Source organism: Ochrobactrum chromiisoli (assembly GCF_026241335.1).
GTDB classification, from domain to species: Bacteria; Pseudomonadota; Alphaproteobacteria; order Rhizobiales; family Rhizobiaceae; genus Brucella; species Brucella chromiisoli.
Genome location: NZ_JAPHAV010000001.1, coordinates 390,628 through 405,777, shown reverse-complemented (window position 1 = coordinate 405,777; position 15,150 = coordinate 390,628). Strand labels below are relative to the sequence as shown.

The window sequence follows — 15,150 nt, the reverse complement described above, 5'->3', positions numbered from 1 at the left end:
GGCCTTTTCATTGAGAACAATCAGGCACTACGTGGCTTCTTGGAAAAGCCTTCGCCGGATTTCTTGCCGTCCTTCTTGAAACCATCTTTCTTGAAGTCGCCCTTTGGCTTTGACCAGCCACCTTTTGCGCCATCACGGAAATCGCTTCTTGGTTTGTCGCTGCGCGGCTTGAAATCGCGCTTGCCTTCGCGAGGCGTTGCATCACCACCAGCGCCTGCAACGGCTGGGCGGATGACAAGACCCTTTTCACCCGTGCCGCGTTCTTCAACCGAACGACGGAATTCATCAGCCTTTGAAGCGACGATTTCAAAGCGGGTTTCATTGTCGAAAATCTTGATCGAACCGACTTCACGCTTGGAAACATCGCCAGCCTTGCAGATCAGCGGCAACAGCCACTTTGGATCGGCACGATGCTTGCGACCGGCAGAAACCGAGAACCAAACGCCATCAAAACGCGCATTGCGGTCGAAACGTTCACCCGGCTCGCCACGATCAAAGCGCTCGCCCCGTTCTGGACGATCACCGCGCTCGCGCGGCTTCTTGCTGCCAACCGGATGAATCGGTGCATCAGAAACTTCTTCGGCGGCAGGGAGTGCTGCGAGTTCACGATTAAGGAAAGCGCTCGCGATCTGTTCGGGCGTATAACGCTCGGTCAATGCCTTCAACAGATCCTGATGCTCTTCTTCCACGGGCTGGCTGAGAGCGCTGCCGTTGAGAATGCGTTCGTAATTCTTGGCCTGAACTGCTGCAATGCCGGGAGCCGGAACAGTCTGGGCATCAAGCTTTGCCATATGCAAAAGACGTTCTGCAATGCGGCGACGCGAGAAAGGAACCACCAGAACGCATGTGCCCTTGCGGCCCGCACGGCCGGTACGGCCCGAACGGTGCAACATGGTTTCCGCATTGTTTGGCAAATCAGCGTGGATCACGAGATCAAGATTGGGCAGATCGATACCGCGGGCTGCAACATCGGTCGCAACGCAAACGCGGGCACGGCCATCACGCATCGACTGGAGCGCGTTGTTGCGCTCGGCCTGACTCAATTCACCCGAAAGGGCCACAACTGCAAAGCCACGATTGGAAAGGCGGCTCGCCATATGCTTCACCGCTTCACGGGTTGAGCAGAAAATGATCGAGTTCTGTGCATCATAATAAAGAAGCGTATTGATGATCGCGTGGTCGCGTTCCTGCGGTGGAACCGGCATCGCAAAATAATCAATATCCGCATGCTGTCCGGCTTCACCGGCAGCAGAAATGCGCAGCGCATCTTTCTGGAAACGCTTGGCAAGCTGTGCAATCGGCTTTGGTACGGTTGCCGAGAACATCAATGTGCGACGGTCTGCCGGTGCTTCGCCCAGAATGAATTCGAGATCTTCACGGAAGCCCATATCGAGCATTTCGTCGGCTTCATCAAGCACAACAACGCGCAGCTGCGACATATCCAGCGCATTGCGCGTAATATGATCGCGCAGACGGCCCGGCGTGCCGACAACAATATGCGAACCGCGTTCGAGCACGCGGCGCTCAGAACGGATATCCATACCGCCAACACAGGAAGCGATACGCGCACCGGTATCGGCATAAAGCCATTCCAGTTCGCGCTGAACCTGCAAAGCCAGCTCACGCGTTGGCGCAATAATCATGGCAAGTGGTGCGCCCGCATTCGCGAAGCGCAGCTCATCACCAAGGATTGTGGAAGCCATGGAAAGACCGAAAGCAACGGTCTTGCCGGAGCCGGTCTGTGCGGAAACGAGCAGATCGCCGTGAAGTGTTTCCGGTGCCAGAACAGCGTTCTGAACAGCGGTGAGTGTGTTGTAACCGCGAGCGGTTAATGCTCCGGAGAGAGCCGGAGCAATGGATTCAGGCAGAGACATGATTAACTTTCAAAAAAGCTTCACAAGTCGACACCCTTGGCCGCAAACCCTTTGGCCACAAACCCACTGACGACTACCGAAGCAACAGAATTGCCGCTTACCTATCGTGTCAGACCTCTCAGGTCAACCGGCTAAGCCCTCAATGCGCTTCATCCCAGTTATGCGCTGCACGCGCATCGACCTGTAGCGGCACAGAAAGCGACACGGCAGGCATGGCGGCATTTTCCATGACATGCCGCACGAGAGGGATTGTCTTCTCGACCTCATTTTCAGGCACTTCGAAGATCAATTCATCGTGGACTTGCAAGAGCATACGTGCGCTGAGCTTCTCATCGCTGAGTGCATTTTCCATACGGATCATAGCACGGCGGATAATATCGGCAGCCGAGCCCTGAATAGGGGCATTGATTGCTGCGCGTTCATTGAAGGCGCGAACCTGCGGATTGGAAGCCCGAATATCAGGATAATGCGCGCGGCGGCCAAAGATGGTTTCGACATAACCATGTTCGCGCGCAAAAGCCTTGGTCGCTTCCATATAATCCTTGATGCCCGGGAAGCGCTCGAAATAGGTGCGGATATATTGCCCTGCTTCTTCACGCGGAATGGAAAGCTGATTGGCGAGGCCAAAAGCCGAAATGCCGTAAATGATACCGAAATTGATCGCCTTGGCGCGACGGCGCACTTCGGGAGCCATGCCTTCGACCGGAACGCCGAACATTTCCGAAGCGGTCATGGCATGAATATCGATGCCATCTGCAAAAGCCTGTTTCAGCTGCGCAATATCAGCAACATGCGCCAAAACACGCAATTCGATCTGGCTGTAATCGGCAGAAATCAGCTTGTTACCCGGTTCAGCGATGAACGCCGTTCTGATTTTGCGGCCTTCAGCCGTGCGCACCGGAATGTTCTGCAGGTTCGGCTCAGACGAAGACAGCCGCCCCGTTGATGTGGACGCCATTGCATAAGAGGTATGCACGCGTTTGGTCTGTGGGTGAATAAAGCCCGGCAGCGCATCGGTATAGGTGGATTTGAGCTTGGTCAGCTGACGCCAGTCAACGATCTTACGCGGCAGAGGCAGACCTTCCGCAGCCAGATCTTCGAGCACCTGCGCCGACGTGGACCACTGACCGGTTTTGGTCTTGGAGGCACCCGGAAGCCCCATCTTGCCAAACAGAATATCGCCAAGCTGCTTTGGCGATCCAATGTTGAATTTTTCGCCAGCCAGTTCGTAGATTTCATCTTCATAACGCGCAGCAGACTGCGCGAGATCGCCGGACAGGCGCGAGAGAACCTGCCGGTCAACCGAAATGCCGCGCTCTTCCATACGGGCCAGCACATCGACCAGCGGCCGCTCCAGACGTTCATAAACCGATGCAAGGCCTTCTGCGGCGAGACGTGGCTTCAACACCTGCCAGAGGCGCAGCGTCACATCGGCATCTTCGGCTGCGTAGGCCGTTGCACGATCAATCTCCACCATATCAAATGTGACTGCACTTTTGCCGCTGCCCGCCACGTCCTTATAAGCGATTGGCGTATGGCCCAGCCAGCGCTCGGACAATGGGTCCATACCATGGCCACCGGCGCCCGCATCCAGCACATAGGAAATCAACATCGTGTCATCAAAAGACACGGTATTGATGCCATGACGACGCATGACCAGCCAGTCATATTTCATGTTCTGTGCGATCTTGAGGACGGACTTATCCTCAAGAATGCGCTTCAAAGCAGTCAGAGCCTGATCAAGCGGAATCTGCCCTTCAACCATGCCGCCGCCCAAAAGATCGCCTGCACCGGATTTATGCTGGAGCGGGATATAGGCAGCCTTGCCCGGAGCAAGAGCCAGCGAAAAGCCAATCAGATCGGCCTGCATCGGATCAAGCGAATTGGTTTCGGTATCGAAAGCTACAAGACCAGTCTCAATCGCTTCATCGAGCCACGCGTTCAGCGTGGAAAGATCGCGAATGCAAATATAGGCCGTGGTGTCGATTTTCTGCGCAAGCGCCGTTGAAGCACGGCTTTCAGCCAGCGCTTTGGGCGTGTAACCGCTGACATTAAGCGCTTCGCGAACTGCGGTTTCAGATGATGCAGAATCCGAGCTTGCCGGTACATCAACATCGGGGCCGTGCGCATCCGCACCCCACTCCGTTTCGATATGGCATGGTTCAACGGCCGATGCATCGGTGTCCGTTGCTTCCGCCACACGGCGCGTCAGCGATGTAAATTCCATCGCCTTGAGGAAGCCGATCAGCTTCGGGCCATTTTGTGGCTCAAGCACAAGGCCATCCAGATCAACATCCAGCGGCACATCGGTCTTGAGTGTGACGAGTTCGCGCGCGATCTTGGTCTGATCGGCATAGGCGATGATATTTTCACGGCGCTTGTTCTGCTTGATTTCAGATGCGCGGGCCAAAAGCGTGTCAAGATCGCCAAACTCTTGGAGCAATTGTGCAGCGGTTTTCGGCCCGATACCCGGAATTCCGGGTATATTATCGGTGCTGTCGCCAGTCAGCGATTGCAGGTCGATCATTTTTTCAGGTGGCACACCCCATTTCTCAACCACTTCCGGGATCGAAATCTGCTTGTCCTTCATGCTGTCATACATGGACACGCTCGGTGTGACGAGCTGCATGAGGTCCTTGTCGGACGAAATGATGGTGACATCGCCGCCCGCAGCCTCTGCCAGACGCGCATAGGTCGCGATCAGATCGTCGGCCTCAAAGCCTTCTTTTTCGATGCTTGGCAGATTGAAAGCACGTGTTGCCTGTCGGATCAGGCCGAATTGCGGAATCAAATCTTCCGGCGGTGCGGTGCGGTTGGCCTTATATTCGGGATAAATTTCCTTACGGAAAGTTTGTGACGAATAGTCAAAAATGACCGCGAAATGGGTCGGGACCACACCCACATCCGTATTGCGTGCATCTTTCAACAGCTTCCACAACATGTTGCAAAAACCGGACACAGCGCCGACCGGCAAGCCATCCGTCTTGCGGGTAAGGGGTGGCAGAGCATGATAGGCACGGAAAATATAGCCCGAGCCGTCGATGAGGAAGAGATGATCGCCTTTTTTCATGGCTTAGGATTAAAGGAAACAAAGCCCAAAGAAAACCAGCCATGTGTCAGTAGAAACGAGTGTCCACTTGAAAGGTGGCTTTTTCTCGCCTCGTTCATGCAAATCTCTTATTTTGATAACGTTTATGTTACGAATTTGTAATCTTAAATGCCCTTGAATAGCCACAGTTGCAGGGCCATTTGCAGTTCATCGACAGTATGTTGATCGCCGGTTTTCTGACCCGTCCCCCGTTGGATGCCGGTTGTAAGCGACAGCCTCATTCCCCTCTCCGGGCTGTCGTTTTTGAGTGTAGTGATATGGCCGTTGTGGTACCCCCTCACCGCAACGGCCAATTCATTTTCAGCTCTCAGTTTTGCGTTCATATTGGGTTTCTTCTTGGGCCTGCCAGTTGTACTGTGCAGCAGCATTACGACTCGTCAGGAAGTATCCATGTCCACCCAATCACTCGATAAAGTCCTCAATCATATCGATTCCAATCTCGATAAAAGCATCGACCATCTGTTCGATCTTTTGCGGATCAAGTCGATTTCCACCGATCCGGCTTACAAGGCCGATTGCCGTAAGGCGGCTGAATGGCTGGTCGAGGATCTCAAATCTATTGGTTTTGATGCGAGTGTGCGCGATACGCCCGGCCATCCGATGGTGGTTGCGCATCATGAAGGTGCAACCGCTGATGCGCCGCATGTGCTCTTCTACGGCCATTATGATGTGCAGCCGGTTGATCCGCTGAACCTTTGGGAAAATGATCCGTTCGAGCCAGCGATCAAGGATGTTGGCAATGGCCGCAAAATCCTCACCGGTCGCGGCACATCCGACGACAAGGGCCAGCTGATGACCTTTGTGGAAGCCTGCCGTGCTTATAAGGCCGTCAATGGCAACCTGCCGGTGAAAGTGACATTGCTGTTTGAAGGCGAAGAAGAATCCGGCTCACCGTCGCTCAAGCCATTCCTTGATGCGCACAAGCAAGAGCTGAAAGCCGATGTGGCGCTCGTTTGCGACACCTCGATGTGGGACACTGAAACGCCAGCGATCAGCGTTGGTCTGCGCGGGCTGGTTGGTGAAGAGATTGTCATCAAGGCTGCGGACCGCGATCTGCATTCAGGCTTTTTTGGTGGCGCGGCGGCCAATCCTATTCATATTCTCGCAAAAATTCTTGCCGACCTGCATGATGAAACTGGCCGCGTCACCGTTCCGGGTTTCTATGAAGGTGTTGAAGAAACCCCGTCACAGATTTTGCAATCATGGGAAAGCCTTGGCCGCACGGCTGAAAACTTCCTTGGCCCCATTGGTCTTTCGATTCCCTCGGGCGAAAAAGGCCGCAGCATTCTCGAACTGACCTGGGCGCGCCCGACTGCGGAAGTCAACGGCATCATCGGCGGTTATACCGGTGACGGCTTCAAGACGGTGATTGCAGCGCAAGCTTCCGCCAAGGTTTCGTTCCGTCTCGTTCACAAGCAAGACCCGGTTAAAATCCGCGAAGCGTTCCGCGCTTTTGTGCAAGAGCGCCTGCCAGCCGATTGCTCGGTCGAGTTCCATCCGCATGGCGGTTCGCCTGCCATCCAGCTGCCATATGACTCACCACTGGTTTCCAAGGCCAAGGATGCGCTTTCCGACGAGTGGCCGAAGCCAGCCGTGCTGATCGCCATGGGTGGATCGATCCCGATTGTCGGCGATTTCGACAAATTCCTCGGCATGGAATCCCTGCTCGTCGGCTTCGGCCTCGAAGATGATCGCATCCATTCGCCCAATGAAAAATATGAGCTGAACTCTTTCCACAAGGGCCAGCGCTCTTGGGTACGTATTTTGGCGGCGATTGCCGCCAAGTAAGGACAATTCAATGACTATCCGTTTTCATAAACACGATCTGCCGAACCTTGAGCATTATCAGGTGGATTCGGTGGCAATCGACACCGAAACGCTCGGCCTTAACCCGCATCGCGACCGCCTTTGCGTGGTGCAGATTTCGCCCGGTGACGGCACGGCAGACGTGATCCAGATTGAAGCAGGCCAGAAGAAGGCGCCCAATCTGGTCAAGCTTCTGAAAGATCGTTCGATCACCAAGATCTTTCATTTTGGCCGCTTCGACCTTGCTGTGCTGGCGCACGCTTTTGGCACCATGCCGCAGCCGGTTTTCTGCACGAAGATCGCATCCAAGCTCACCCGCACCTATACAGACCGCCATGGCCTGAAAGAAATCTGCGGCGAGCTGCTTGATGTTTCTATCTCAAAGCAGCAGCAGTCATCGGACTGGGCGGCAGAGGTTCTGTCACAGGCACAGCTTGAATATGCAGCATCTGACGTTCTTTATCTGCATCGGCTCAAAGCTGTGTTTGAACAGCGTCTGGAACGCGATGGCCGCACCAGACAGGCTGAGGCCTGCTTCAAGTTTCTGCCAACCCGCTCAGAACTTGATCTGATGGGCTGGCCTGAGACGGATATTTTCGCGCACGCGTAAAGCGCAATCAAATGGCGGCTTCAGGGAGCGTTCCGAACAGAACGCTCCCTTTCTTTTTCTTATCGCGCATGTTGTCCGAAAACTGCTTCGCATTTTTCGCGATGCGATGTTGCACTAACCCGTGCATGCATTTCCCCGCAATCAAGACCTGATGCGCGCAACGCAATGGATGCCCAGATACCACTTTGGTATCATTTAGAGGCCAATTTTAAGCATTTGATAACCATTTTTCGCGGGTTTTTAAGACAAAAGCCCGGAAATACCCATTTTTTGCGACTAAGAAGTGACTGTGTCCTTCTTGCTACAGACATTCCCGATCCATGGCCTATATTAGGGACAACAGTTCATTATCCCTATTTCCCAAGTGGAGGCCTATTATGAAGCTCAAGACCCTTCTTCTCGCGTCGACCGTTGCTCTCGTTGCTGCAACTGGCGCAAAAGCTGCAGACGCTATCGTTTACGAAGAGCCAGCTCCGGTTGTTGTTGCTCCAACGTTCACATGGAACGGTGCTTACCTCGGTGGTCAGATTGGCTACGGTTGGGGCAAGTCGCGCTTCAGCCAGTTTGGCGAAGCCGGTGCGCTTAACATCAAGCCAGATGGCTTCCTCGGTGGTCTTTATGCAGGTTACAACTTCGACCTCGGCAACAGCGTTGTTCTGGGTATCGACGGTGACGTAACCTACAACAACCTCAAGGACAGCTATTCGATTACCGATGGTACGGATTCTGCATCTCTTGAAAGCAAGCTGCGCTGGTCGGGTGCCGTTCGTGCACGTGCCGGTTACGCAGTTGATCGCTTCCTGCCTTACATCGCTGGTGGTGTAGCATTCGGTCAGGTCAAGAACACGGTAAGTGTTTCGACTGATGAGCTTGCTGGTAGCGTTGAGCAGAGCAAGACCCTTACCGGCTGGACTGCTGGTGCAGGCGTTGACTATGCTGCAACCGACAACGTCATCGTTCGCCTTGAATACCGTTACACCGATTACGGTCGCAAGAACTTCGACTTTGGCACCGATGGTGTTGCCTCGGTCCGCGACAAGTTCAAGACCAACGAAGTTCGTCTCGGCGTTGCATACAAGTTCTAATCTGATCTGATCAGATAGACTGCTTTGAAGGCCCCGCATTGCGGGGCCTTCTCATTTTGTGCTTAATCTTAGGCTTTTTTGTTAATTGCCAATTTACACCCCTTTAAACTGCCGCATTTACCCTTCAGGCGATAAACGCCCTTCCTATGTGCAGGGTTTGATCATTTAAGCCGGTTATGATGACGGCAGACGATAAGAATACGGGGCGGATCTAAACAGACATGGCATCGCGAGACGGCAGAAACGGGCGGATCGAACCTTCTTTCGGTAAAAAGCCGGAACAGGAAGAGGACGTATTTCGCGTCGACGAAGAGGAACGCATGGCCCGGCCCCAACGTAAAGCCAAACCGTCGAAAGATCGTGAAACACGCGGTGCGCGCCGCGCCAAAAAAAAACGCGGTGGTTTTTTTGGTTTTGTCCGCCGCGCTGTTTACTGGTGTCTGGTGCTCGGCCTCTGGGGCGGCATTGCCTTTGCCGGCATGCTTGTCTATTTCGCAGCCAAAATGCCACCAACAACCGACTGGGCAATTCCCGACAGGCCACCAAACGTGCGCATTGTCGATGTTCAAGGCAATCTGATTGCCAATCGCGGCACCACCGGCGGACAGGCTGTGGGCTTGCACGAAATGTCACCATTTATACCGCAAGCCGTCATGGCAATCGAAGATCGCCGCTTCATGTCGCATTTCGGTATTGATCCGATTGGTCTTGCACGTGCCGTCATAACCAACATCATATCAGGTCGCGCCGTACAGGGTGGCTCAACGCTCACACAGCAGCTTGCTAAAAACCTGTTCCTGTCACCGGATCGCACGCTGGAGCGCAAAGTTCAGGAAGTGATGCTCGCCCTCTGGCTTGAGCACAAATATACCAAAGACCAGATTCTGGAGATGTATCTCAACCGCGTCTATCTCGGCTCGGGTGCTTATGGTGTGGATGCGGCATCGCGCCGCTATTTCAACAAATCCGCCAAAGACGTGAACCTTATGGAAGCTGCAACGCTGGCCGGGCTTCTCAAAGCGCCATCGCGGCTTTCGCCTGCGCGGGACCCGGAAGCTGCCGCAGCACGTGCCAGGCTGGTGCTTGGTGCCATGCGTGAAGAAGGCATGATCGATGATCGTCAGGTGGCAATTGCCGAAAGCGAACCGCCCACACGCGCTGCATCCTATTGGCAAGGCTCGGAAAATTACGTTGCAGACAGGGTCGTGGCAGAATTGCCAGAGCTGATCGGCGACACCAAAAGCGATATCACGGTTGAGACAACCATCGATCTTAACCTCCAGCATATCGGTGAAGAAGCAATCAAGGATCAGATTTCCGAAAACGGAAAGAAGATGAATGTGAGCCAAGGGGCGCTCGTTTCCATTGATGGTACGGGTGCTGTGCGTGCCTTGGTGGGGGGGTATGATTATGCCGCCAGCCAGTTTGACCGCGTGACCGATGCCAAGCGCCAGCCTGCCTCATCCTTCAAGCCATTCGTTTATCTCTCCGCACTCGAACAGGGCCGCACACCGGATTCAGTGCGCAATGATGCGCCGGTGCGGATTGGCAACTGGACGCCCAGCAACGATAACGGGAAATATATGGGCGAAGTCACGCTTGCCACCGCCCTCTCCCATTCGCTCAATTCCGTCTCAGCGCAGCTGGTGATGGAGGTCGGCCCGCAGACCGTGATCGACACCGCACACCGCCTTGGCGTTCAGTCAAAGCTTGAGCCCAATGCCTCGCTGGCACTGGGCACCTCGGAAGTATCGCTTCTGGAACTGACCGACGCCTATGTGCCTTTTGCCAATGGCGGTTATCGTGCGCCTGTTTATTTCATCACCAAAGTCACAGATGCACAGGGCAAGGTTCTCTATCAGAGGCAAGACGGTATTGGTCCGCGCGTGATTGATGAGCGCAATGTCGGCATGATGAATGCTATGCTGCGCAAGACAGTGGAGGACGGAACTGCCAAGCGCGCGGCCTTCGGCTGGCCAGCAGCAGGTAAGACCGGCACCAGCCAGAATTTCCGTGACGCGTGGTTTATCGGTTATACCGCCAATCTCACCACAGGTGTGTGGTTTGGCAATGATGACGGCAAGGGCATGAAGCGGGTGTTCGGCTCCACGCTTCCGGTGGCCGCCTGGAAAGCCTTTATGAAGGAAGCCCATAAGGGCGTGCCCATCGCAGAATTGCCCGGTCATTACGATATTCAGAACGTGGTTCCCGGCGGCAGCGATGGCATTGATCCGAACCTGCCTTATGAACCCGGCATGACACCGCAGGGCGGCTATGGCAATCCGCCTATGGCAGGCAATGACGATGATGGCTATTGGCCACCGGCACCCGATTCGCCTGCGCGCAACACGATCCAGCAGGGCACGACAGCCGATTATCCGGCCGGTACCGCAACGGGTATGGATCATAACGCTCAGCCAATGCCGCCTGCCAGCGTCGGCGGACAACAGAAACCGCGTGATTCAACCACGCTTCTCGATATTATCATGGGCAATTCACGATAAAATTCGTTCAGGGCCGGTCGCCAACCGGCCCTTATCGCGGTCAAGTGAAGCATCCAACGGCCTGATCGGTTGAATCCACTCGAAATCCTGAGCGGCTTAGTCTATTCAAAGATTGAGAGTGAGGTTGCCATGTCTACAATTTCCCCAACCGATACGTCCCGTCCCGATGTTGCCGCGGAACGCAAAACGCTTGTTCTGACAGGCGCCAGCCGCGGCATAGGGCATGCGACGGTCAAACGTTTTTCCCGCGCCGGCTGGCGCGTCATCACCTGTTCGCGACAGGATTTTTCAGAAAACTGTCCTTGGCCCGCGGGTCCGGAAGATCATATCAAAGTTGATCTTGCCGATCAGGAAGATATTGGCAAAGCCATTTCTGAAATCCGGCGCAGACTGGAAGCCAATGGCAGCAAGTTGCACGCGCTCGTCAACAATGCCGGCATTTCGCCCAAAGCCGAAGGCGGTCGCCGCCTGAACTCGATTGAAACGCCAATGGCCGCGTGGCGTGATGTGTTTCAGGTGAATTTCATGGCCCCGATCATGCTCGCACGCGGGCTGTTCAAAGAACTGGAAGCAGCGCAGGGTTCTGTGGTCAATGTGACCTCCATTGCAGGTAGCCGCGTGCATCCGTTTGCAGGCACTGCCTATGCAACATCCAAAGCAGCGCTTGCAGCACTGACCCGCGAAATGGCCTCCGATTTCGGTCCCCATGGTATCCGCGTGAACGCCATTGCGCCGGGCGAAATCGATACGGCGATTCTTTCGCCGGGTACGGAAAAGCTCGTCGAGCAATTGCCGATGCGGCGGCTTGGAAAAACATCAGAAGTGGCCGAAACAATCTATTATCTGTGCTCGGAAGCCTCATCCTATGTCACGGGTGCAGAAATTCACATCAATGGTGGCCAGCACGTATAATTGAAAGACGAATTCTATGATCCTATGCTGCGGTGAAGCCCTGATCGACATGCTCCCTCGCCAGACGGCAGAGGGAGAAACGGCCTTCATGCCTTTGGCCGGTGGTTCGGTGTTCAACACATCAATCGCACTTGGGCGGCTTAACGTTCCGACCGGATTTTTCTGCGGTCTTTCGTCAGATTTTTTCGGCGAGGTTTTGCGCGACGCGCTTGCGCGCTCCAATGTCGATTACTCCTTCTCGGCAGTCTCTGACCGTCCGACAACACTGGCCTTTGTGCGGCTCGTTGACGGGCAGGCACGCTATGCATTTTACGATGAAAACACAGCGCTGCGGATGCTTTCGGAAAACGACATCCCGGAGATCGATGATAGAATTGATGCACTGCTGTTTGGCTGTATCAGCCTGATTTCAGAGCCATGCGGGCGTGTCTATGAAGCACTGATGACGCGCGAAGCATCCAAGCGCGTCATTTTTCTCGATCCGAATATTCGTACGAGCTTTATCACTGACCGCGAAAAGCATCTGGCGCGCATGAAGCGCATGATCGCCCTTGCCGATATTGTGAAACTATCCGACGAAGACCTCGAATGGTTCGGTGAAAAGGGCAGTCATGACGAGATTGCCGCCCGATGGCTCACGCTCGGGCCTAAGCTCATCGTGATTACCAAAGGTGCGCATGGTGCCGATGCCTATAGCGTAAACGCGACCATCCGTGTTCCCGGCGTTAAAGTCGATGTGGTGGATACGGTTGGCGCGGGCGACACGGTCAATGCCGGTATCCTCGCAAGCCTGCATAGTCAGGGACTGCTTAACAAACATGCCCTCGCCCAGCTGGACGAAGACCAGATTCACTCCGCCATAGCGCTGGGCGTTCGTGCAGCCGCGGTAACCGTTTCGCGTGCAGGCGCCAATCCTCCATGGGCAACAGAAATGCGCGATTGAGCATAATTGCTCCCTTGACCCGACGCATCGCGCGCCTTCTATAAGAGGGGGGCGGGAGAGAATCGAAGATAGGCAAAGGACATGTCATTGAACGTCTTGCGTATAGCCGCCTTCTCGCAAGGTAATCAGGGCGGCAATCCTGCCGGTGTGCTGATTTCTGAAAAACTTCCCTCTGCTCAAGACATGCAGACAATCGCTCACAATGTAGGCTTTTCGGAAACGGCTTTCGCCATGCCGGAAGCCGGAGGCTTTCGTGTGCGCTATTTTGCGCCGGAAATGGAAGTCCCTTTTTGTGGCCATGCCACAATTGCACTCGGTGCAGCGCTGGCCATGCGTGAAGGCGATGGTGCTTTTACGCTTATGCTCAACAATACGACAATAAAGGTAGAAGGCCGCAAGGAGGGCGATCTGTTCTCTGCAAGCCTTCAATCGCCATCTACGCGAAACCGTGCGGCCTCTGAGATCGAAATTGAGCAGGCGCTCGCGCTGTTCAACTATGAAAAGGACGATCTCGCACCGGGCATCCCGCCAGCACTCATCCATGCAGGCGCTGATCATATCGTATTGGCATTGCGCTCACGCGAGAAGCTTGCCGCCATGCATTATGACCTTCCGCGTGGGCGGGTACTGATGAACCGGCAGGGCTGGACCACGATCCTTCTGGTGCATTCGGAAACACCACAGCGCTTCCACAGCCGCAATCCTTTTGCGTCTGGCGGCGTGTATGAAGACCCGGCGACAGGTGCATCGACTGCGGCCTTTGCCGCTTATCTGCGTGATCTGGGCTGGCCGCATGGCGGCGCTATTGAAGTCATCCAGGGCGAGGATATGGGCGTGCCCTCACATCTGCGCGCAGAAATCGGCCACGTGAGGGGCGAATCTATCCGCCTTTCCGGCACGGCCCGATTGATGGAATAGACAAACCGCAGCTCGTCACACTCTGACGAGCTGCTCTACACGTTCCTCATTGCCGAAGAATTTCAAATAGCGCTCGACTTCCTTCGGATCGCCGGTTGCTTTCTGTGGGTTGTCGGAAAGTTTGACCGCCGGGCGTCCATTGGCATCAATCACCTTACAAACGAGCGATATCGCCTTGAGACCATGGATCGTTGTCGGTGCGCATCCGGCAAAATCATTGGTGAGGTTGGTGCCCCAGCCGAAGCTCATGCGAACGCGGCCTTCAAAATGGCGATAGGTTTCCTCAATTGTATCGACATCGAGCGCATCCGAGAAAATCAGCAGCTTTTCGCGTGGGTCTTTGCCGCGTGACTTCCACCATTCAATGATACGTTCGCCGCCTTCAATGGGCGGTGCGCTGTCTGGGCGGAAGCCTGTCCAATCCGCAACCCAGTCCGGCGCATTGCGCAGGAAAGCAGCCGTGCCAAAAGCATCCGGCAGAACGATAAGAAGATTGCCACCATAATAGCGGTTCCAGTCTTGCAACACGCGATAAGGCGCACTGCGCAGTTCTTCATCCGTATTGGCCAGCGCTGCCAGCACCATTGGCAATTCATGCGCATTGGTGCCAAGCGCTTCAAGATCAGTATCCATTGCCAGCAACACATTGCTGGTGCCGGTAAAGGCGCTGCCGATACCTTCTTTGAGTGCTTCAACGCACCAGCGCTGCCACAGAAACGAATGACGGCGACGCGTACCAAAATCGGAAATCTTCAAGTCTGGCAGTTCGCGCAACCGCTCGACCTTGCTCCACATCTTGGCTTTGGCGCGAGCATAGAGCACATCAAGCGAGAAAGGCCCGAGGTTTTTCATCGCAGCGCGCGAGCGTAATTCATTGATGATGGCAAGTGCGGGAATTTCCCACATGGTGGTGTGCGACCATGGACCATGGAAATGCAGCTCATACTGGCCGTCTTTGCGGCGCAGATCATATTCCGGCAGCTGGAAATCATGCAGCCAGTTGAGAAACTCCGGCTGGAAAATCTGCTTTCGACCATAAAAGCTGTTACCCGCCAGCCAGATCATTTCCTTCTTGGTGAAGCGCAGCGTGCGGGCGTGATCAAGCTGTGCGCGCAACTCACCTTCGTCAATCTCATCAGCAAGGCGCACGGTTGTCGTGCGGTTGATAAGTGCAAAGGTCGCATCCACTTTGGGGTAAAGCCCCCAGATCATCTGCAACATCAGAAGTTTGTAAAAGTCCGTATCCAACAGGCTGCGGACAATCGGATCAAGCTTCCATGCGTGATTATAGACGCGCCGCGCGATATCGGTTTTGGCCATGACGGCCTCCATTGCATGAGCATGTGCTTCAGCCAAACCAAATGCTTGGCAGCAAAAAGAAAGGCAGGT

The 15,150-nt window shown here is 54.7% G+C and carries 11 protein-coding genes; 7 read left to right on the top strand and 4 right to left on the bottom strand.

The features are described 5' to 3' along the window. Window positions 1-20: 20 nt before the first annotated feature. The 3 genes from OPR82_RS01935 to OPR82_RS01925 form a co-directional block, all read right to left on the bottom strand. Window positions 21-1,874, bottom strand: coding sequence for a DEAD/DEAH box helicase (locus OPR82_RS01935; RefSeq protein ID WP_265982694.1), 1,854 nt, complete (start codon window positions 1,872-1,874; stop codon window positions 21-23). Between the two features lie 139 nt (window positions 1,875-2,013). Then, the gene (gene polA / locus OPR82_RS01930) at window positions 2,014-4,944 is read right to left on the bottom strand and encodes a DNA polymerase I (protein ID WP_265982693.1); all 2,931 of its coding nucleotides are present in this window, start codon (window positions 4,942-4,944) and stop codon (window positions 2,014-2,016) included. A gap of 143 nt (window positions 4,945-5,087) precedes the next feature. After that, complete coding sequence (locus OPR82_RS01925) at window positions 5,088-5,306, bottom strand: hypothetical protein (protein ID WP_265982692.1); 219 nt, start codon at window positions 5,304-5,306, stop codon at window positions 5,088-5,090. A 67-nt stretch (window positions 5,307-5,373) separates the two neighbouring features. Between OPR82_RS01925 and OPR82_RS01920 the strand changes: the two genes are divergently transcribed. The 7 genes from OPR82_RS01920 to OPR82_RS01890 all read left to right on the top strand — a co-directional run bounded on the left by OPR82_RS01920 (window position 5,374) and on the right by OPR82_RS01890 (window position 13,761). After that, window positions 5,374-6,771 (top strand): dipeptidase, encoded by a 1,398-nt coding sequence (locus OPR82_RS01920; protein ID WP_265982691.1) that lies wholly within the window; start codon window positions 5,374-5,376, stop codon window positions 6,769-6,771. A 10-nt stretch (window positions 6,772-6,781) separates the two neighbouring features. Next, entirely contained in the window at window positions 6,782-7,399 is a 618-nt protein-coding gene (locus OPR82_RS01915; protein WP_265982690.1) for a ribonuclease D, read from the top strand. Between the two features lie 377 nt (window positions 7,400-7,776). Next, window positions 7,777-8,484, top strand: coding sequence for an outer membrane protein (locus OPR82_RS01910; protein ID WP_265982689.1), 708 nt, complete (start codon window positions 7,777-7,779; stop codon window positions 8,482-8,484). 221 nt (window positions 8,485-8,705) lie between these two features. Next, on the top strand, window positions 8,706-10,988 hold the full coding sequence (locus OPR82_RS01905) for a transglycosylase domain-containing protein (RefSeq protein WP_265982688.1): 2,283 nt from the start codon (window positions 8,706-8,708) through the stop codon (window positions 10,986-10,988). A 129-nt stretch (window positions 10,989-11,117) separates the two neighbouring features. Next, on the top strand, window positions 11,118-11,900 hold the full coding sequence (locus OPR82_RS01900) for an SDR family NAD(P)-dependent oxidoreductase (protein WP_265982687.1): 783 nt from the start codon (window positions 11,118-11,120) through the stop codon (window positions 11,898-11,900). A gap of 16 nt (window positions 11,901-11,916) precedes the next feature. After that, window positions 11,917-12,843, top strand: coding sequence for a carbohydrate kinase family protein (locus tag OPR82_RS01895; protein WP_265982686.1), 927 nt, complete (start codon window positions 11,917-11,919; stop codon window positions 12,841-12,843). 87 nt (window positions 12,844-12,930) lie between these two features. Then, entirely contained in the window at window positions 12,931-13,761 is an 831-nt protein-coding gene (locus OPR82_RS01890) for a PhzF family phenazine biosynthesis protein (RefSeq protein WP_265983819.1), read from the top strand. A 15-nt stretch (window positions 13,762-13,776) separates the two neighbouring features. On the opposite strand, the gene pncB is transcribed toward OPR82_RS01890, so the two are convergent. Further along, window positions 13,777-15,081, bottom strand: coding sequence for a nicotinate phosphoribosyltransferase (gene pncB, locus OPR82_RS01885; protein ID WP_265982685.1), 1,305 nt, complete (start codon window positions 15,079-15,081; stop codon window positions 13,777-13,779). Between the last annotated feature and the right edge of the window lie 69 nt (window positions 15,082-15,150).